The organism is Aeromonas sp. DNP9 (assembly GCF_001728955.1).
Lineage (GTDB): Bacteria > Pseudomonadota > Gammaproteobacteria > Enterobacterales > Aeromonadaceae > Aeromonas > Aeromonas veronii.
Map to the genome: position 1 here is coordinate 89,555 of NZ_LYSQ01000022.1, position 20,617 is coordinate 110,171.

Below are 20,617 nucleotides of genomic sequence, written 5' to 3' on the forward strand. Positions count from 1 at the left end.
GCGCCCAATACAACAACGAGATGACAACATCATGATGAGTACATCCCGTACCCTGCCAGAGCGTTCTTTGCCGGAGCTAGTAGGGTGGGTCAGGCAGGAGGGGTTGGCGTTGAGCCTGCCGACCGACCGGCTGGCCTTTCTGATTGCAATCAAGACCCTGTCCGAAGATGAGTCGGACCTGTCGGAAGCGGCGCTGCACGACGCTTTTGGCTATGTCAGCAGCGCCTTCGGCCAAATGGACGAGACCCTCACAGGTCGCGCCAACAACGCCATCAACGATCTCATTCGCCAGCAGCTGCTGTCGCGCTTCAACACCGACATGGTGGCGGGGGAGAGCCTCTACCGCCTGTCACGCCTGGGTGTGAGCATCGTCGACTTCTTTATGGATCAGCGTCAGGTTGACTCCATCAAGCTCTCCATTCTGCTCGAACACCTGGCTGCCGAGCTCGACACCGCCCGCAAGGCGGCGCTCGAGACCAACACCCGCGAGCAGTGGGATGCCGAGGTACTGCCGCGCCTCACCTTCTCGCTGGAAGAGACGCTGGGGCGCATCGATCTCACCCAGCGCGCCATGGATGAGCAGCAGAATCAGGTCAAAAGCGAAATCGCGGCCCTGCTGACCCAGAACTGGGTCGATGCCATTCACAGCTGCGAAAAGCTGCTGCACGAGACTGGCCAGACCCTGCGCGAGCTGCAGGATACCCTGGACGCTGCCGGCCACCGCTTGCAGGCGGGGCTGCTCAACATTCAGGAAGCGGCGCAGGGGCGCGACGATCTGTTCCACGTCGAGGAGTTGACTCACGCCTTGCAGGGGCGTCTTGACGTCATCACCAGCTGGGGTCAGCAGTGCATCGAGCTCTGGTCCCGCTACGACAGGCACGTCCACAAATTTATCCGCAACGCCATCGACATGGACAAGAACCGCGCCTTCAGCCAGCGGCTGCGCGAGTCCATTCGCAATTTCGAGCAGCACAACTGGCAGCTGCGGGTGGCCGAAGAGCCCCGTCTGCTGGAGCTGCGCGACGAAACCATCGCCATCCACGACGAGGAGGTGACCGGTGAGGTGCCCCTCGAGATGGAGTACGTCGAGATGGTGGATATCAACCAGGAGCTGGCCGAGCGCATAGAGCGCTATCTGGCCCGCTACCCCGAGCAGGGCCAGCAGCTGGATCTGGCCGATGTGCTGCGGGAATATCTGCTGGACTACCCGGCTCATGCCCACTTCGATGTGGCGCGTCTTCTGATCGACCAGGCCGTGCGCCTGGGCCATGCCAGCGGCGAGCGCGAACTGCATCGCCAACCCGCATGGAAACCCATTAACCAAGCTGGATCCAAGGTTCAGGCCTATGTCATTGATCAATTCTGAGTTTCCCTTGCCGCTGCGCCTCGCAGAGGCGATTGCCAACCCCTTGTTTCCGCGCATCGACACCGCCTTGCGCTCCGGTCGTCACATCAGTGCCGACGAGTTCGAGCAGCACTCGGCGCTGGTCGAATATCACAGCGAGCTGGAGATCTTCTACGGCCGTTATCAGGTGGAGCTGATCAAGGCGCCGGAAGGCTTCTTTTACCTGCGCCCGCGCCCGAGCTCCGACATCGGCACCACTGTGCTCTCCGAGCTCGATATGCTGGTGGGCAAGGTGCTCTGCTACCTCTACCTGAGCCCGGATCGTCTGGCTTCGGAAGGGGTATTTGCCATGGCCGAGCTGCAGGAGGAGGTGCTGAGCCTCGCCGACGAGAAGCAGCTGCTGCGGATGGTCAACAGCCGCTCCGGCGGTACCGATCTCGACAAGAAGAAGCTGCTCGAAAAGATCCGTACCTCCATGCGTCGCCTGCGCCGCCTTGGCATGATCACCGCCCTTGGCAACGGGGATAAATTCCGGGTCAACGAATCGGTATTCCGTTTCGCCGCCGACGTGCGCTCCGATGAAGATCCGCGTGCCGTTCAGCTGCGGATGATCCAGGAGGGTGAAGCCATCTTCCACGACGACGAAATGCCGAGCAGCGACTCGCTCTTTGATGACATCGAGGCGGATCTCGATGAAGAACAACTGGATCTGGAGGTATAACCGGTGCGAGGCAAGTTCAAATCCCTGACCATGGTCAACTGGAACGGCTTCTTTGCCCGGACCTTCGATCTCGACCAGCTGGTCACCACCCTTTCCGGCGGCAACGGCGCGGGCAAGTCCACCACCATGGCGGCCTTTATCGCGGCGCTCATCCCCGACCAGTCACTACTCCATTTCCGCAATACCACGGAAGCGGGATCGAGCAGCGCCTCCCGTGACAAGGGGCTCTACGGCAAGCTGCAGCGCGGCCACTGCTATTCCCTGCTGGAAGTGATGAACAGCCGCGAACAGCGGATCTGGATCGGCGTGCACCTCGAGCAGGTGGCCAACCGTGACAACAAGGTCAACATCACTCCGTTCGCGCTGGTGGATGTGCCGGAGAATTTGGCACCGACCGATCTGCTGCTGGAGAAGCTCGATGGCGGCAAGGGGCGGGTACGCGCCTTTACCGATCTGAAAGGGGCGGCCGCCGAGCTGGGGGCGCTGAAAGTCGCCAAGTTCAATACGGTGACCGACTATCACAACTTTATGTTCGAGTTCGGCATCACCCCGAAGAAGCTGCGTGACCAGAAGGATCGCGGCAAGTTCTATCGCCTGATCGAAGCCTCCCTCTACGGCGGCATCTCCTCGTCCATCAGCCGTTCCCTGCGCGAGTACCTGCTGCCGGAGAACTCCGGGGTGCGCAAGGCGTTTGCAGACATGGAGGCGGCCATCTATGAAAACCGCCGCACCCTGGAGGCCATCAAGGAGACCCAGGGTCAGCGGGATCTGTTCAAGAACCTGATCACCGAGACCACCCACTATGTGGCCGCCGACTATGTGCGCAACGCCGCCGAGAAGAGCCGCCTCTCCGAGCTGGCCCTCAAGGCGCGCCAGGAGCTGGCCGACAAGCGCCGCATTCTGGCCGAAGAGAAGCAGCGCGCCATCTATCTGGCCGACGAGGTGGAGCAGCTCACCAACCGCGAAAAACTGCTGACCGACGAGCTGGAGTCTGCCTCCGAGCATCTGGCCAAGGTGATCGCGGCTGTCAGCTTGCAGAAGAAGATCGAGATGTACCGCGCCGATCTGGCGGATCTCTCTGACAAACTCGAACAGCAGCAGGCGGTGGTGGAGGAGATCCACGGCCAGTTGCTGGAAGTGGAAGAGCGCAAGGAGCTGGCACAGGCAGAAGTAGACAGCCTCAAGACCCAGCTGGCCGACTATCAGCAGGCGCTCGATATCCAGCAGACCCGCGCCATCCAGTACCGTCAGGCGGTGCAGGCCCTCGATGCTGCCCGCGAGCAGTGCGAGCTGCCGGGGCTGACCGCCGAACAGGCGAGCGACACCCTGCATCAGTTCCGCGCAGCCGAGCAGAGCCTCACCAGCCGAGTGCTGGGGGCCGAACAGCAATTGGCGCTGGCCAAGGCGGCGGTGGCTGAGCACGAAGCGGCGCTGGCGCTGCTGCTCAGCATTGCTCCGGAGACAGTGCGCGAGGCAGCCTGGCCCACCGCGCAGGCGCTGCTCAAGCGTCACATCGAAGACAAGGCCCGTATTGCCCAGGGGCAGGGGCTGCGCGCCGCGCTGGCTCGCCTCGAGAAAGAGAGCGAAAGCCAGAAGAGTCTCTTCAAGCTGCGTGACGAGCTGCAGCAGGCCTCTGGCCAGCTGATCGCCAGCAGCGATGAGCTGGAGATCTTCCTCGAAGCCCAGCGCACCCGTCAGGAGGAGCTCGCCGAGCAGCAGGCGGAGGTTAACCAACGCCGCGCCAGCCTCGAGCATCAGGGCACCCAGCTCGGTCGCGATATCAGCGATCTCACCAAGCTGGCGCCGCGCTGGCTCAAATCCTTCGAAAAGCTCGAGCAGCTGCGTGAACAGAGCGGTCTGCCGCTGACTACCGCCGAAGAGCTTTCGGCCGGCATGCAAACCGTGCTCGACAAGGAGCGCGAGTTCGAGCAGGAGAGCAACCGCATCGCGGCGCAGAAACAGGCGCTGGAGCTGCAAATTCGCAACCTGCAGCTGGGGGCTGGCGAGGCGGATCCCCGTCTTGCCCGCATTGCCGAGCAGGTGGGGGGCGTGCTGCTCTCCGATGTCTATGACGACATCTCCATCGACGATGCCCCTTACTACTCGGCGCTCTACGGCCCGGCTCGCAGCGCTTTGGTGGTGCTTGACCTTGAGGGTGCCATCGAGCGACTGAAAAAGCTGGAAGATTGCCCGGAAGATATCTACCTGATTCAGGGCAACCCCGACTCCTTTGATGAGGATCTGGTGGAAGCGGACGAGCTGGGAGACGCCGTGCTGGTGCGCACCAGCAAGCGTCAGGTGCGCTTCTCCCGCTACCCCGAGCTGCCGCTGTTTGGTCGCGCCGCCCGGGAAAAACGGATCGAGCAGCTCGACCTTGAGCGCGAAGGGCTCATCGAGGGTTACGCCAAGGCCGCCTTCGAGCAGCAGAAGTACCACCGTCTCTACGGTCACTTCCGTGATTTTATCGGCCAGCATCTGGATATTGCCTTCCGTCCCGACCCCGAAGCCGAAGTGCAGGCCAAACAGACCGAACTGCGCGCGCTGCAAGGGGCCATCGGCGAGTGCGACAAGCAGCTGGCTGAAGCCAAAGCGGCCGCCGCCCAGTTGACCCGCCATATCCAGCTGGTGCAGGGGATGCTGCCGTTTGCCCACCTGTTTGCCGAAGCCGATTTGGCGGCTCGCCTCGAGGCGGCTCACGCCGATGTGGAAGCGCTGAAACAGGCCGAAGCCTTTATCGCCAAACACGGCAAGTCGCTGGAAAAACTGGAAACCATGGTGCAGGTGCTGCGTCAGGATCCGCAGGATCTTGCGGCGCTGCAGGCAGCTTACGATGAGGTGAGCGACCTGCTGGCCGAGCAGAAGCGCCGTTGCTACGCCCTCGATCAGCTGGTGGCCCGTCTGCCGCACTTTGCCTATCAGGATGCGCAAGATCTGCTGGGCAAAGCCTCCGAGATGAGCGAGCGACTCAAAGAGAAGCTGAAAGCGGCCGAGCTGGCGGCCCGCACCGCTGGCGAGCAGCACAAGCAGATTGCCCAGCGCCATACCGAGGCGTTGCAGCTGCGCACCGCGCTTAACTCCAGCGTCGAGGCCAAGCGCCAGACCCTGACCGAGTTCGAGCAGGAGCTGGCGGCCATGGGCCTGACCCTCTCTGACGATATGGAAGAGAAGGCGCGTGCCCACAAGAAAGAGATCGAAGAGCTGCTGATCCGCACCCGTTCCCGTCGCACCAGCGCCGAGGCCCAGTTGCAGGTCACCAAGCGCGAGATTGAATCCCTCGGTGGCCGTCTCAAGCTGGAAGGCAAGGATTATTACAGCGCCCGTAAATCTCTGGTGGGTCACAAGGCGAGCTGGTCGCGGGTGGTGCGACTGGCGCGGGAGACCGACGTCGAGAAGCGCCTCAACAAGCGCGAGCTGGCGTACCTTGACAGCGACGAGCTGCGCTCCATGTCGGACAAGGCCCTCGGCGCCCTGCGGGTGGCGGTGGCCCACGACGAAGCTCTGCGCGATGCGCTGCGACTATCCGAGGGCAACCGCAGCACCGAGCAGAAGGTCGCCTTCTACGTGCAGGTCTACCGCTACCTTAAAGATCGCATTCGCAACGACATCATCCGCTCCGATGATCCGGTGGAAGCGATCGAGGAGATGGAGATCGAGCTGGCCCGTCTGGCTGACGAGCTCAAGCAGCGGGAAACCCACCTGTCGCTCTCCTCTCACGAGGTGGCGGCCAAGATCACCAACATCATCCGCCGCGAGCAGAACCGCATCCGCGTGCTCAACCAGGGCTTGCAGAACATCGCCTTTGGTCTGGTGCGCGGGGTGCGCCTCAACGTCAATATCCGCGAGGCCCACACCCGTCTGCTGACGGCGCTGGCCGATCAAACCGCCATGCACAACGATCTGTTCGCCGACAAGGAGCTCAGCTTCTCCGAGGCGATGGCCAAGCTGTTCCAGCGCCTGAACCCGCAGATCGAGCAGGGGGATCGCAGCTATCAGGTGATGGGCGACGTGCTGCTCGACTATCGCAACTATCTGGAGCTGGAGATCGAGGTGCAGCGCGGGGCCGATGGCTGGCTGCGGGCCGAGAGCGGCGCGCTCTCCACCGGTGAGGCGATCGGTACCGGTCAGGCCATCCTGCTGATGGTGCTGATCAGCTGGGAGGAGGAGTCCCGCCGTCTGCGCGGCAAGGATATCGCCCCCTGCCGCCTGTTGTTCCTCGACGAAGCGGCCCGTCTGGATGGCAAATCCATTGCCACCCTGTTCGAGCTGTGCGAGCGGCAGGATATGCAGCTGCTTATCGCCGCGCCCGAGAATATCAGCCCCGAGAAGGGCACCACTTACAAGCTCATCCGCAAGGTGCAGGGCAAGCACGAGCACGTGCATGTGGTGGGTCTGCGCGGCTTCGGCTTTGCCGACGACAAGCTGATTGCCTGAGAAGTCTCTGGCCCATCCCGACACGGGATGACCGGTAAATAGGTAAAAGGGAGGCATTTGCCTCCCTTTTTACATGGAAGATATGGCAAAGTAGCCGCACCGTCGCTGCTGCCTGACAACAAGGCGAGTAACATGGTGAGTGCCTTGGCGCTATGGCAATGTGAGAGCTCCCGCCTGAAAGTGTGTCGCCAGCGTCACCGGCCGCATCGAAGAAGAAAAATTGCGCATAGCGAAAAGAAGAAGAGAGGAGAGGGGCAAGGTGCAATATATCCAGAAAGGGCTGCTGTTATCTCTTTGCCTGCTGCTGGCGGCCTGTAGCAGCCGTTATGACGAGAGCCACGGCGGCAGCTGGCGAGGCTATAGCGAGACCGGTTATGCCAGCTATTATGCCGACCGCTATCACGGTAAAAAGACCGCCAGCGGCGAGCTCTATCGCAACAATCTCAATAGCGCCGCCCATATGGAATTGCCCTTTGGTTCCATGGTGCGGGTGACCAACCTCGCCAACGGCAAGAGCGTAGTGGTCAAGGTCAATGATCGTGGCGCCTTTAAAAGCGGGCGTATTATCGACCTTTCCAAATCCGCCTTCGGCTCCATCGCCAATATTCGCGAAGGTGTTATCAAGGTAAAGGTTGAGGTGTTGTGACCACTTACGATGTCGCAGAGTCTGGTGGAATATGGTGGGCTCTGCAGATCGTAATGTCCTTGCAGCAGATAGCGGCTGGAAACATACACAGGGATGAATAAAGCATGGCTATGGACATTTTCGCGTTTCGCAAACAATGGCGCATGACGAAGGCGTGCATTCAAGCCACCTGGTTCTGGCGTGTGTTCGGCGTCCGTGCCATGCAAAAGGGATGGACCAAGTTTCTGGTGGCGGTAGCCATCATGGCGGGCTTCTGGAGCGTGTTTTTTTACGTTGAATTGCTTAACCCCATCCTGCCGCTGGAACAGTTGACGAAAAATGAGGGAGTGCTTGTGCAGGTTTATAAGCCCCTCCGTACTGCACATGACTCCGCGATCAGGATCCTGACGGACTCGGGAGAGGAAATAGCCTATCGAGGTAGTATCTATAACAAAGCAGCGTTGCTTGCCGCAAAAGGAAAACGGGTCACGGTCTGGAGTCAGCCTTATTACAGATTTTGGTGGCCCTTTTATTTCGAACAGGCGTGGCAGGTGCAGGAAGGTGAGCAGGTCTTGATAAGTTATGAAAATACGTACAAAGGCCTACTGCGTTATAGGCCAAGCGACGAATGGCTGGCCAAGCACTTGTTGATACTGACCATCCTCTCCTTAGCTATTGTGGCTCTGGCTTGCCACAAGGGGGCGACAGCAGAGTAATCGTCATATTTAAATAGTTCATCGCCAGTTATGGGGAAATGATCTCTATGAATCACAAAATGCCGGGTGACTTTATCCAGCTTTACAGGTAACCAGAGGGCGGTGCAGTTTTATAAGCACCTTGGTTACAAGGTGGTGGAGGGGGATCAGGATTTTATCTCGTTGTCCCGTTCATTGGTATGAACACGATGTTTAATGGAGGAGCGGATGGCCATTCTGGATATTTTGACGGCCCCTGATATCAGATTGAAAATTAAATCAGTTCAAGTTGATGATATTAATGCCGTGCAGAGTTTGATTGATGACATGTTGGAGACCCTGTATGCGACGGAAAACGGGATTGGTTTAGCCGCGACTCAAGTCGGGCGCAAAGAGGCGATCGTTATTATCGATTTGTCCGAGAGCAGGGATCAGCCGCTGGTTTTGATTAATCCACAACTGATAAGCGGTACTGACAAGGTGCGTGGACAAGAGGGCTGTCTCTCCGTGCCGGATTACTACGCGGATGTCGAGCGTTACAGCTCGGTGGTGGTATCTGCACTGGATCGAAAAGGTAATCCGATCACCATCGAGAGTAGCGATTTTTTGGCCATTGTCATGCAGCATGAAATTGATCATCTGGATGGCAACTTGTTCATTGATTACCTGTCACCGCTCAAGCGGCAGATGGCACTCAAACGCGTTAAAAAATCTCTGAAGTCCGCCAGCTAATGTCTGCGGATAGTGGCTGGCCGTTTTAGTTATGTGGAGAGCAGGCAGAATGAAAGTGGCAAGATGGAATGTCAGGGCACTGTTTAGCCGCAATAGCAATGAGGTGCGGGGATGTTATGGGCTGAAGGTTCTGCTGTTGCTGGGAACATTGTGGGTCGCACTCCCCGTATCAGCCGACGAAGAGCCGCTGCCGGCCGAATATCGCCCCTTTGTGCAGCTGTTGGTCGATGCGGCAGAAGCCCGGGATCATCAGGCCCTTGCCAACCAGATGAAGTACCCCTTCAAGCAGGAGTATCCCATTCCCGCCATCAAAACCCCGGCGGAGATGCTGACCCGTTTTGACGAGGTGTTTGATGACGCCATATTAAAAAGCATCGCTACCTCCCAGGTCGGGCAGGATTGGCAGACCATGGGCTGGCGCGGCATCATGCTGGGCAGTGGCGAGGTCTGGATGGATTTTGATGGTAAGGTGATCGGTATCAATCATCAGACGGCGCAGGCCGCCAAATTGAAAGCCGAGCTTATCGCCAGGCAGAAGAGAGATCTGCATCCCAGTGTGCGGGAGTACAAGAGCCCCGAGCTGATGTGGCAGACCGAGAAATTTACCATCCGCATCGACGAGTTGGACGATGGCCACTATCGCTACGCCTCCTGGGCCAGGGGCAAGACGCTCGCCGACAAGCCGGATCTGGTGCTGAAAAATGGCACTGTCAGGGTGGAGGGGACGGGGGGCAATCATACTTATCTCTTCACGAGCGGCCCCTATCGCTACGAGTGCGTTGTCACCGTATTGGGTGAGCGAGGCGTGCCACCGGGTGAGCTGGTGGTCTATAAAGACGACGTCGAGATAGTGCACCAACCGGTGATCAAGGTGCTGTGACAGCAAATCCACATAAAGAGAGATCTAAGAGCGGCCAGGTACCGCTCTTTTGCTTTCGAAAATAGAGAGATGAGCTGCGCTAGCTTTGCGGCACCCTGACCCCTTTATCGAGATAGAGGCTGCTGTAGTGGGCGCGGTGGGTGACCAACATCACCTGATGGCGGCTGCCGTCGGAGAGGATAATAAAATCCCCCGCCTGAGCGGGGCTCTGCAAGGTGATCGCCTGCTCGGGGGCGGTCAGGCGATCGACATCTTCCTTGAAGGTGAGGGTGTAAGAGTACATATGGCGCTCCACTGCTGGCTCATATCAAACACTGCCTCCAAGGCTAGTTGTTACGAGCACCGCATGCGGCGCCCGATTGGCGCTGTTAGACCAAATATCAGCGATGAGAACGTGCGTGGTTTCAGCCGAGTTGTTCTGCTGAGGTGCGCTTGAGGCGTTTACATCAAGGCCATTGGTATCAAAACGATGGTAAAGGGGCGAAAGGGGGATGAAAAAACCGCCAGTTGGCGGTTTCTCTTATGCGATGGTGCCTACTTCAGGGCCTTCTTCAGCTTCTTGATCTTGCCTTCATGCTTGGCAATCTTCTCAAGGCGTGCGGCGATCTTCTTCTTGATCTCTTTCTTGCTTGCTTTAGCCATCGTTGGCGCTCCTTTGCAGTGGTGACACACGAGGTGTCAGTGTGGGTCTCTTCCTTCGACGTCCCAGAGTGCCACATGGCCACCCTGTAAACCAGCACTCCGTCGCTTTAATAGCCAGCTCGCTATGGCAGCAAGGGGCTGAGCCAGCGCAGTAGTTGCTGGCCAACCTGCGGGCTGGCGAGCAGGGCCATATGGCTGGTGCGATAGACAATCAGGGTATGGGCGGGAATAAAGGCCAGCTGATGGCGCGCTTCGTTGTGCTGACCGAGGGCGCTGCGTAGCGGCACCAGTCCATCGCCAATCAGCCGATCAGCCAGCAGGCTGCGCTTGGCGGCAGTGGTCGCGGCGATGGCATAGCAGTTGACGCCACTGGGCAAGGGGAGTGGGACGCGGGGATCGCGCAAGGGCGCGGCGGGGTCGGGTTGGGCCACTTCATTGACCACCTTGCCGTGGCGTAGATCCCTGATTCCTGCACTGCGCAGCCGTGCTAGCCTGACGAAGGGTTCGCTGTAGGCTGTGGCGGGCAGCAACTGCTCCAGCCAGTGTCCGGCGTGTTCGAGCGGCGCGCCGTGGTGTGGCGTGCCAATAAAGATCATACTGGCAAGGTGCACAGGCCAGGTGAGCCCGGCCACGCCGGCATGGTGGCAGGCGCTACGGGCAACCAGCCCCCCCATGCTGTAGCCCATTATCGTTATCTCTTTGAGCTCTCCCGGCCAGTGGGCGAGCAGTTGCTCCAGCAGCAGGGCCAGCGTCTGTCCGTTTTGTGCAATGGGTAAGCCCGAGTTGTAGCGCAGGTAAAGAGGCTGATAGCCAAGCGCGGCGGCAAGCTGCTCCCCGTGATTGACCGGTTTGCCTTGATGCTCGGTCTGCCACTGCAGATCGTTCATGCAGAGACCATGGACCATCAACAGTACCCGTCCCTCGCGGGGTAGATCCTTTGGCATCGCTTGCCAATCGAGGGGCTTGCCCTGATAGCGCAGGGTCATGGGGGTAGCGAGAGCATTATGGTGTTCGACCAGCTTGTCCCCCAACACGCCGTTGAGCGTGGCGATCAGGGCCGCGCGTTTCGGGGTTTCGGGGATCTGGTGGGGTGGCGGTGTGGCTGGCAGGCGGCTGAGCAGATGGTTAATGCCGCTGCTTAGGTTGTTGGCGGTGCCATGTACCCCCTTGTAGACCAGCCCGGTGATCCCGGCTGTTTTTCCCTCATCCCGTCCCTTGAGCCCCATACCGCTCAGTACCGCCTGATGCACTGCTTCGGTGATCTCTACCGCGGCGGGAAGCGCCAGGGTCAGCAGGTGCGCCAGCTCGCGGATATCCGAAAGATGCCAGGAAGAGGATGGCGAGGGGTCGGTGGCGTCGGTCATGGCAAGCCCTTGTGAAAGCCGGTGTCGCGTTGTCGTGCCGCGAAGAGCGCAGCGTATCTCTATATCAAACCAGCTTGCGCCCTTTGTGGCGGGTTTACCAGTAACGAGCCATGCATGGCGGGGCTGATAAGAACTGCTTGCGAAGCCGGTCACGGTAATGGCAGGGAAAATCATCTCTACTTCGTCATATGAAGCCACATGGAGAGGTGAGAATGTCGCTGTTTGATGAGGTGCGGGTACAGGATTTGTGTGCACGGTTGCTCGATAGCCAGACCGGAAAGGGCTGCTCCCTTGAGAGCAGGCATGGTCGCGAGTTGAAGGAGCTGTTGCAGGCGGTGGGCGGAGTCGAGTCAGTTGGGCGCAGTGCCCGTCATATATTGACCGAGGCTGGGCGGACTTATCTGGCTGGACAGCTGGCGCAGGTAGTCCCCCCCGAACCGGACAAGGGTGAGCTGCTGCAACGTCTGGGCGTGAGTTTACCTGCACGGCTAAATCAGGCCTGCTTTCATGCACTCTGGCATGGAGACAGCAAGCATCCGCGATCAGCATCCCTTGCAGCGCCAAAGCTTGCGAACTTGTCGCTCACGCAAGATGAGGTGATCCGCATACGCACCCTCGAACCGCTCTCGCTGGTCGATCGGCAGGGTCAGCAGCACGATATGACGGTAATGATGGCGCTGCTGGGGGAGTTGGCGTTGCCGGAGCGGGCATTGGCAACGCTGGCGGCCATCGGCTGGCAAGGGGATCGCGTTATTACGGTGGAGAACAAGGGGGCCTTTGTCGACTACCCGCTGCAACCCGGGCAGCTGCTGCTCTTTGCCCCCGGTCGCAATACCTCCCTGGCCAAACGGCTGATCCCGCTGTTGCCTGCGGGCGTGCAGTGGGCCCATTTTGGCGATCTCGATCAACGGGGTATCGATATTGCCATCGAGCTGGCGCGTGAACTAAATCGACCGGCCATGCTCTGGCTTCCCTGTGAGTTGAAACCTTATCTGGAACACTATGCCCGCCCTGTTCGCACCTTTGCAACGGACAGTGGCAAGGTGCCCTGGCGTGTGATGCAGCAGGCTGATCAGGCCGATGGTCATGGCACGCCAGCAGGCGTTCCCTGGCTCGATGAACTGGTAACGAATGGAGCTTGGCTGGAACAGGAGGTGTTGATCCTGGCTGCGCACTGGCAGTGCTGGCCGTTGGCCATCGCGGACAGTTGAACGCAAAAGGGGCATTATCATAATGATAACCGCCAGACCGGTTATATCATTTAAGCCCCTGAAACTGACCTTTGATGATAATTCTCACCAACGCAGGGATATTGCCTCTGATTATTATCACTCGGCTATTTTATGGCTTGGCTGATCCGCTCACCTTTTTATGGAATAAATCGCTGAAATAGCCGCCGCTTTTGTGCTCTGCATCACACACTTTCGCCATTTATTAATATCTTCCTACATTTTTGTAGTTTGGCACGCTTATTGATTGCCTCATATCGACGCTAACCGATGAGCTCACCCACAACCGGGATGCTGGTGACATCGTGAGTGAAAGGGGAGCTATCCATATCTCATCCAATGATTGGGGCGAACGATGAAAGCAGTTAACGAATTAATCAAAGAGATCAGAGCACTCAAATCCAACCTGCATGAAAAAGATTTTCTGCTGACCTGGGAGCAAACGCCTCAGGAGCTGGAGCTGGTATTGAAACTGGCCGAATCCCTCAAGACCCTGCGTGCCGAAAATATTGCTACCAAACTGTTTAACAGCGGGCTCGGTATCTCGGTTTTCCGCGATAACTCCACCCGAACCCGCTTCTCTTATGCCTCTGCGCTGAACCTGCTCGGTCTGGCCCAGCAGGATCTGGATGAGGGCAAATCACAGATCGCTCACGGTGAAACCGTCCGTGAAACCGCCAACATGATCTCCTTCTGTGCCGATGCTATCGGTATCCGCGATGACATGTATCTGGGCGCTGGTAACGCCTATATGCGCGAAGTGGGCGCCGCACTGGATGAAGGGTTCGAGAAGGGGGTGCTGCCCCAGCGTCCGGCGCTGGTCAACCTGCAGTGCGACATTGATCACCCGACCCAGTCCATGGCTGATCTGGCTTGGTTGCAGGAGCACTTCGGCAGTCTGGAGAGCCTCAAGGGCAAGAAGATTGCGATGACCTGGGCTTACTCCCCGAGCTACGGCAAGCCGCTCTCCGTGCCGCAGGGCATCATCGGCCTGATGACCCGTTTCGGTATGGACGTGACCCTGGCCCACCCGGAAGGCTATGACCTGATCCCTGACGTGATCGAAGTGGCCAAGGAGAATGCCAAGGCCTCCGGCGGCAGCTTCCGTCAGGTCACCTCCATGGAAGAAGCGTTCAAGGATGCGGATATCGTCTATCCCAAGTCCTGGGCCCCCTACAAGGTGATGGAGCAGCGCACCGAGTTGCTGCGTGCCAATGACCACGCCGGCCTGAAAGATCTGGAGAAACATTGCCTTGAGCAGAACGCCAAGCACAAGGATTGGCACTGCACTGAGGAGATGATGAAGCTGACCAAGGGGGGCGAAGCGCTCTATATGCACTGCCTGCCCGCCGATATTTCCGGTGTCTCCTGCAAGGAAGGGGAAGTAACCGAAGGGGTATTCGAGAAATACCGTATCGCCACTTACAAAGAGGCGAGCTGGAAGCCCTATATTATCGCCGCCATGATCATGGCCCGTAAATTCTCCGCCCCGGCAGAAACCCTGGAAAATCTGATTAAAGAGGCGCAAAAGCGGGTGAAATAAATAACGGCAGGGCAGGGTGAATATTCATCCTGCCCACACTGTCGAACCCATTATTTTGAGTTTTCTCTCCGTGGTATCTGAATAACGGATCTCCCGGCGAGGCAGCTCTTTGTCAGGTAACGCCTAGTGAGGTAAGCATGTCCCAATTTTCTTTGATGATGGATATTGCCGATAACCGCTTTTTTACCGCCGAGCCATCTCCGCTGTTTTCTCGCGCCGAAGCACAAAAGGCTCGCGCTTTTCATAAAAAACTGGCCGGTTATGAACCGACCCCATTGTGCGACCTGAAAGCTCTGGCCGCCTATATCGGGGTGAAAAATATATTGGTCAAGGACGAGTCAAAGCGCTTTGGCCTCAATGCCTTCAAGATGCTGGGTGGCGTTTATGCCATCGCCAACCTGCTCTGTGAAAAATATGGGGTGGCCATCGAGGATTTCTCCTTCGATCTCATCAAACGCACCATCAAGGAGCCGATGACTTTCGCCACCACCACAGATGGCAATCACGGTCGCGGCGTTGCCTGGGCCGCCAAGCAGGTGGGCCAGCATGCGGTGGTCTACATGCCCAAGGGCTCGGCTCAGGAGCGGGTTGACCACATCCTCAACCTCGGTGCCGAGTGCATCGTCACCGACATGAACTACGACGACACCGTGCGCCTGACCATGAAGATGGCCGAAGAGCGCGGTTGGCACATAGTGCAGGACACAGCCTGGGAGGGGTACACCAAGATCCCGACCTGGATCATGCAGGGTTACTCCACCCTGGCCGACGAAGCGGTCGAGCAGATGCAGGATATGGGCATCAAGCAGCCGACCCACGTGCTGCTGCAGGCCGGGGTAGGGGCGCTGGCGGGCGGGGTGCTCGGCTATCTGGTGGACTGCTTCGGGGCGAAAAACCTGCACAGCATAGTCGTCGAGCCAGATCAGGCCGACTGCATCTACCGCTCCGGCGTGGCGGGGGAGATGGTCAACGTGGGGGGCGACATGCGCACCATCATGGCCGGTCTCGCCTGTGGCGAACCCAATCCGCTCGGCTGGCCGCTGCTCAGAAGTTGCACCACCCAGTTCATCTCCTGCCATGACAAGGTGTCGGCACTGGGTATGCGGGTGCTCGGCAACCCTCTTGGCAATGATCCCCGCATCATCTCCGGTGAGTCCGGCTCGGTCGGTACCGGCGTGCTGGCGGCGGTGCGTCACCACCCGGATCGCGCGGCACTGATGGAACGTCTGGGGCTGGATAGCAACTCGGTCGTGCTCATCATCAACACCGAAGGGGACACCGATGTGACCCACTACCGGGAAGTGGTGTGGGAAGGCAAACATCCTGCCTGCGATTAACCCCGGCTGCGAGTAACTCCCTGCGAGAGCAGAGAGATGAATTGAAGAACTGATCGCGCCTCGCCAACGGGGCGCGGTAACGGGCACAGGGCGCTGCCGATGAACAGGTCGCGCACTCTCAGTTGTTATGGAGAATCACAATGAGCAAGCAAATTCCGTTTGAAATGGTGTCGGAGAAGGCCTACCAGTACAAGGCCGAGATGAGTCAGTTCCTGCGCGACATGATCGCCATCCCGAGCGAGAGCTGCGATGAAGAGCGCGTTGTGCTGCGCATCAAGCAGGAGATGGAGAAGGTTGGCTTTGACAAGGTTGAGATTGACCCCATGGGTAACGTGCTGGGCTATATCGGCCACGGCCCGCACCTGATCGCCATGGATGCCCACATCGATACCGTGGGCGTCGGCAACATGGCCAACTGGAAGTTCGACCCCTATGAGGGGATGGAAGATCACGAGATCATCGGTGGCCGCGGCGCATCTGACCAAGAAGGGGGCATGGCCTCCATGGTCTATGCGGGCAAGATCATCAAGGATCTGGGACTGGAAGATCAGTACACCCTGCTGGTGACCGGTACCGTACAGGAGGAGGACTGCGATGGCCTCTGCTGGCAGTACATCATCGAGCAGAGCAAGATCCGCCCCGAGTTTGTGGTCAGTACCGAACCCACCGACTGCCAGATCTACCGTGGCCAGCGTGGCCGCATGGAGATCCGCATCGATGTGCAGGGGGTCAGTTGCCACGGCTCCGCACCGGAGCGCGGTGACAACGCCATCTTCAAGATGGGCCCGATCCTAGGCGAATTGCAGGAGCTGAGCCATAACCTCGGCAACGACGACTTCCTCGGCAAGGGTACCCTGACCGTCTCCGAGATCTTCTTCACTTCGCCAAGCCGCTGCGCCGTGGCAGACAGCTGCGCCGTCTCCATCGACCGCCGCCTCACCTGGGGTGAAACCTGGCAAGGGGCGCTCGACGAGATCCGCGCGCTGCCTGCGGTGCAAGCTGCCGGTGCCGAGGTCTCCATGTACCAGTACGATCGTCCGGCCTACACCGGTCTGGTTTATCCGACCGAGTGCTACTTCCCGACCTGGAAGGTGGAGGAGGATCACATCACCGTCAAAACCCTCTCCAAGGCTTATCGCGAGCTGTTCAACAAGGAGCCGGTGGTAGACAAATGGACCTTCTCTACCAACGGGGTCTCCATCATGGGTCGCCACGGTATTCCGGTCATCGGTTTTGGCCCGGGTAAAGAGCCGGAGGCCCACGCACCGAACGAGAAGACCTGGAAAGAGCATCTGGTCAAGTGCGCCGCCATGTACGCCGTGATCCCCATGCTCTATCTGGCCGAGCTGGACAAGTAAGGGGGCTGCCGGGCGGTGACTCTCATCATCGCCCGGCTGTTGCAAGTGCCCCGTCTCCATTGAGGCGGGGCTTTGCTGTTTGAAGTGATGTTCGAGGTGGTGGAAATGAAACGGCTGATCAAAAACGGTGTGCTGGTCGATGCGCAGGGGGAATATCGTCAGGATCTGCTGATCGAGAACGGGGTGATCCGCGCGCGCGCCGCCGCTATCCAGCCCGATGGCGAGACCGAGGTGATCGATGCCAGCGGCTGTTATGTGATGCCGGGTGGCATCGACGTCCATACCCACTTCAACATCGATGTCGGCATTGCCCGCAGTTGCGATGACTTTTTCAGTGGTACCCGTGCTGCCGCCTGTGGTGGCACCACCACCATCGTCGATCACATGGGATTTGGCCCGGCTGGGTGTAACCTGCATCACCAGCTGGCCCGCTATCACGACTATGCCGCCGATCAGGCGGTGATCGACTACAGCTTTCACGGCGTTGTCCAGCATGTGGATGACGCCATCCTCCACGAGATGGCCGCCATGGTGCAGGAGGAGGGGATCAGCAGCTTCAAGCTCTATCTCACCTACCAGTACAAGCTCGGAGATCACGATGTGTTGCGCGCGCTGGCCCGCCTCAAGGAGGTGGGGGCGCTCGCCACCGTCCATCCCGAGAACGATGCCGCCATCGCGGCGCGCCGGGCTGCCCTATTGGCCGCAGGCCATCACGAGCCCTGGTATCACCCGCAAAGCCGCCCACTGGAGTGCGAAGCCGAGGCGGTGGCCCGGATGATCAATCTGGCGGGGCTCGCTGGCAATGCACCACTCTATATCGTCCACCTTTCAAACGGACTGGGGCTGGAGTATCTGAAATTGGCGCGCCGTCAGGGCCAACCGGTCTGGGTGGAGACCTGCCCGCAATATCTGCTGCTCGATGAACAGTGTTATTACAAGGAGAACGGGGTCGACTACCTGCTGAGTCCGCCGCTGCGCTCGCGCCGCGAGCAGGACAAGCTGTGGGTCGGCATCGCAGCTGGCGATATCGACACCGTCGCGACTGATCACTGCAACTTCTCCCACGCCCAGCGCATGACCCTCTCGGGCGGCGATTTCAGCCGCTGCCCCAACGGCTTGCCCGGGGTCGAAAACCGGATGCTGCTGCTGTTTGCCCACGGGGTATTGGGCGGGCGCATCTCGCCGTCGCGCTTCGTGGCACTCACCAGCGCCAACCCGGCGCGCCTGTTTGGCCTCTGGCCGCGCAAGGGCAACCTGCAAGCGGGGTCTGACGCTGATCTGGTGCTGATGGATCCCCGTGGTGACACCCTGATTTCTCACCCACTGCTGCATGACAACGGCGACTACAGCCCCTACGAGGGAATGCGCTGCCCTGGCCAGATCAGAATGACCCTGAGCCGCGGCGAGATAGTCGCCCGCGACGGCGAGTTTCTGGGGCGGCGTGGTCATGGCCGGTTTTTGGCCAGAGCGCCCTTTGATCCGGCCTTGGCGCCGGAGCTGCACTCGCCTTGCCCCGCGGCTGCAGGCTGACAATCCGTTCGAAACACGCAGAGCAGCAAGCTTATGTGAACAACGAAAGGTGGGCCGGTATCGCGCCGGCTTGTCCCATCACTGGAGATAACAAGATGAAACAGAGAATCGTACTGGCCCTTGGTGGCAACGCGCTGGGCAACAACCTGCCCGAGCAGATGAAGGCGGTGCAGAGCACGGCAGGCACCATTGCCGACCTGATCGCTCAGGGGCATGAAGTGGTGGTGACCCACGGCAACGGCCCGCAGGTAGGGATGATCCAGCAGGCGTTCGAGGTGGCGGCCCGCCACGACCCTAAAGCGCCCCATCTGCCCATGTCGGTCTGCGTGGCCCTGAGTCAGGGTTATATCGGTTATGACCTGCAAAACGCTCTGCGCGAGGCCTTGCTGGCGCGTGGTATTCACAAGCCGGTCGCTACCCTGGTGACCCAGGTTGAGGTGGATAAAAACGATCCCGCCTTCCTCGACCCAAGCAAACCCATCGGCGGTTTCTTCAGCAAGGAGGAGGCCGAAGCATTGATGGCCAGGGGCGAGCGGCTTAAAGAGGATGCCGGCCGTGGCTATCGCCGGGTGGTGGCATCTCCCAAACCCGTCGATATCATCGAGAAAGAGACCGTCTCAGCGATGCTGGCCGCCGGTCAGGTGGTGATCACCGTCGGTGGCGGCGGCATCCCGGTGCTGCGCGAGGGCAATCACCTGCGCGGAGCCAGCGCGGTGATCGACAAGGATTGGGCCAGTGCCAAGCTGGCGGAGCTCATTGACGCCGACATGCTGATCATCCTTACCGCAGTAGAGAAAGTCGCCATCAACTTCGGCAAGCCCGATGTGCAGTGGCTCGATCAGCTGAGCGTCGCCGATGCCAACAGCTTTATTGCACAGGGGCAGTTTGCCAAGGGTTCCATGCTGCCCAAGGTGGAGGCGGCGCTCTCGTTCGCTACCTCCATGCCGGGGCGCAAATCCCTGATCACCTTGCTGGAGAAGGCCGCCGACGGCATTGCCGGCAAGACGGGAACCCTTATCAGCCGCTAGGCGTTCCAGCTCGGGTTGAGTGTGATTGCGGGGGCCGTCGGCCCCCTTGTTCATTTTGGGGCAGTCATGGTCAGCGGACGATGAGCGGCGTAAGATGGCCGCCTTCAAGCGCGGGCAAGACGCCGAGAGCAGACCAGGCGCAATGAGTGACAAGAGGTGAGTAGCAAACAAATGAGCGGAAAGATCAATATGGCGGCGCTGGTGGGATTGCTCCTGCTCACCGCCATCTGGAGTTACAGCTGGATCGTGATGAAGCAGGTGATGCTTTACGCGGGGGCCTTCGAGTTCACCGCCCTGCGCTGCCTGTGCGGATCTCTGGTTCTGCTGCTGGTATTGGCCCTGCGCGGGCGCCGTTATCTTAAACCCACCCCGTTTCGCTATACCCTCGCCATCGCCCTGTTCCAGACCTGCGGCATGGTGGGGTTGGCTCAGTGGGCGCTGATCAGCGGCGGGGCGGGCAAGGTGGCTATTCTGAGCTACACCATGCCGTTCTGGGTGGTGATCTTCGCAGCGCTCTTTCTCGGCGAGCGGATGCGCAAGCTCCACTATCTGGCGGTCGGGGTGGCCGCCTGCGGGCTGCTGCTGGTGATCGAGCCCTGGCAGCTGCACCTCGATTCGATGAAGAGTGCGCTGCTGGGGATTGCTTCCGGCATCTGCTGGGGGATCAGCGCCATCATCGCCAAGCGGATGTATGCCCGCCATCCTTCAGTGGATCTGATGTCCCTCACCACCTGGCAGATGATCTACGCCACCATGGTGATGGCCGTGGTGGCGGCGCTGGTGCCGGAGCGACCCATCGACTGGCAGCCTTATGTGTTTGGTGCGCTCGCCTATAGCGCCATCTTCGCCACGGCGCTGGCCTGGAGCCTCTGGTTGTTCGTACTGAAAAAGCTGCCTGCCGGGATCGCCAGCCTCAGCACCCTGGCGGTGCCGGTGAGCGGCGTGCTGCTCTCCTGGTGGCTGCTGGGCGAAAATCCGGGGCCGGTGGAGGGGAGCGGCATTGCCCTTATCGTGCTGGCGCTTATCGTCATCAGCCGCAAGGGCAAGCGCTCTGTGGTGTCGGTGGCGGGGGAGACCCGCGTCAAGCACGGCTGAGTCGATTGTCGGCAACGAAATAAAAAGGGCCCGCCATCATGGCGGGCCCTTTGTGTTGGCAC

16 protein-coding genes are annotated in these 20,617 nt (G+C 59.6%); 14 read left to right on the top strand and 2 right to left on the bottom strand.

Annotated features, from left to right (window positions below; translation table 11 throughout):
* The first annotated feature begins 31 nt into the window (after positions 1-31).
* The 7 genes from mukF (at position 32) to A9G06_RS15920 (ending at position 9,429) form a co-directional block, all read left to right on the top strand.
* Positions 32-1,366, top strand: coding sequence for a chromosome partition protein MukF (gene mukF, locus A9G06_RS15890; RefSeq protein WP_026034988.1), 1,335 nt, complete (start codon positions 32-34; stop codon positions 1,364-1,366).
* Positions 1,347-2,066 (top strand): chromosome partition protein MukE, encoded by a 720-nt coding sequence (gene mukE / locus A9G06_RS15895; protein ID WP_005336835.1) that lies wholly within the window; start codon positions 1,347-1,349, stop codon positions 2,064-2,066. The genes mukF and mukE overlap by 20 nt, the downstream gene beginning before the upstream one ends.
* A gap of 3 nt (positions 2,067-2,069) precedes the next feature.
* On the top strand, positions 2,070-6,497 hold the full coding sequence (mukB, locus tag A9G06_RS15900; protein ID WP_069555821.1) for a chromosome partition protein MukB: 4,428 nt from the start codon (positions 2,070-2,072) through the stop codon (positions 6,495-6,497).
* 259 nt (positions 6,498-6,756) lie between these two features.
* Entirely contained in the window at positions 6,757-7,143 is a 387-nt protein-coding gene (locus A9G06_RS15905; protein WP_069555822.1) for a septal ring lytic transglycosylase RlpA family protein, read from the top strand.
* 104 nt (positions 7,144-7,247) lie between these two features.
* Positions 7,248-7,838, top strand: coding sequence for a hypothetical protein (locus A9G06_RS15910; RefSeq protein WP_069555823.1), 591 nt, complete (start codon positions 7,248-7,250; stop codon positions 7,836-7,838).
* A gap of 207 nt (positions 7,839-8,045) precedes the next feature.
* Positions 8,046-8,549 (top strand): peptide deformylase, encoded by a 504-nt coding sequence (gene def, locus A9G06_RS15915; protein WP_069555824.1) that lies wholly within the window; start codon positions 8,046-8,048, stop codon positions 8,547-8,549.
* A gap of 49 nt (positions 8,550-8,598) precedes the next feature.
* Entirely contained in the window at positions 8,599-9,429 is an 831-nt protein-coding gene (locus tag A9G06_RS15920) for a hypothetical protein (RefSeq protein ID WP_083243810.1), read from the top strand.
* Positions 9,430-9,508: 79 nt separating this feature from the next.
* On the opposite strand, the gene A9G06_RS15925 is transcribed toward A9G06_RS15920, so the two are convergent.
* Both A9G06_RS15925 and A9G06_RS15930 read right to left on the bottom strand, forming a co-directional pair.
* A complete protein-coding gene (locus A9G06_RS15925) occupies positions 9,509-9,712 on the bottom strand; it encodes a hypothetical protein (RefSeq protein ID WP_069555826.1) in 204 nt (67 codons plus the stop codon).
* Positions 9,713-10,193: 481 nt separating this feature from the next.
* A complete protein-coding gene (locus A9G06_RS15930) occupies positions 10,194-11,435 on the bottom strand; it encodes a triacylglycerol lipase (protein WP_069555827.1) in 1,242 nt (413 codons plus the stop codon).
* Positions 11,436-11,647: 212 nt separating this feature from the next.
* Here A9G06_RS15930 and A9G06_RS15935 point away from each other — a divergent pair, with 212 nt between their 5' ends.
* The 7 genes from A9G06_RS15935 to A9G06_RS15965 all read left to right on the top strand — a co-directional run bounded on the left by A9G06_RS15935 (position 11,648) and on the right by A9G06_RS15965 (position 20,555).
* Complete coding sequence (locus A9G06_RS15935; protein ID WP_069555828.1) at positions 11,648-12,646, top strand: Wadjet anti-phage system protein JetD domain-containing protein; 999 nt, start codon at positions 11,648-11,650, stop codon at positions 12,644-12,646.
* A gap of 373 nt (positions 12,647-13,019) precedes the next feature.
* Positions 13,020-14,207 (top strand): knotted carbamoyltransferase YgeW, encoded by a 1,188-nt coding sequence (gene ygeW / locus A9G06_RS15940; RefSeq protein ID WP_069555829.1) that lies wholly within the window; start codon positions 13,020-13,022, stop codon positions 14,205-14,207.
* 137 nt (positions 14,208-14,344) lie between these two features.
* The gene (gene dpaL / locus A9G06_RS15945) at positions 14,345-15,544 is read left to right on the top strand and encodes a diaminopropionate ammonia-lyase (RefSeq protein WP_069555830.1); all 1,200 of its coding nucleotides are present in this window, start codon (positions 14,345-14,347) and stop codon (positions 15,542-15,544) included.
* 140 nt (positions 15,545-15,684) lie between these two features.
* On the top strand, positions 15,685-16,902 hold the full coding sequence (locus A9G06_RS15950; protein ID WP_069555831.1) for a YgeY family selenium metabolism-linked hydrolase: 1,218 nt from the start codon (positions 15,685-15,687) through the stop codon (positions 16,900-16,902).
* A gap of 105 nt (positions 16,903-17,007) precedes the next feature.
* On the top strand, positions 17,008-18,432 hold the full coding sequence (gene hydA / locus A9G06_RS15955; RefSeq protein ID WP_069555836.1) for a dihydropyrimidinase: 1,425 nt from the start codon (positions 17,008-17,010) through the stop codon (positions 18,430-18,432).
* A gap of 95 nt (positions 18,433-18,527) precedes the next feature.
* Positions 18,528-19,460 (top strand): carbamate kinase, encoded by a 933-nt coding sequence (gene arcC / locus A9G06_RS15960; protein ID WP_069555832.1) that lies wholly within the window; start codon positions 18,528-18,530, stop codon positions 19,458-19,460.
* Positions 19,461-19,631: 171 nt separating this feature from the next.
* Positions 19,632-20,555: a DMT family transporter gene (locus A9G06_RS15965; protein ID WP_069555833.1), complete on the top strand. Its 924-nt coding sequence runs from the start codon at positions 19,632-19,634 to the stop codon at positions 20,553-20,555.
* The last annotated feature ends 62 nt before the right edge of the window (positions 20,556-20,617 follow it).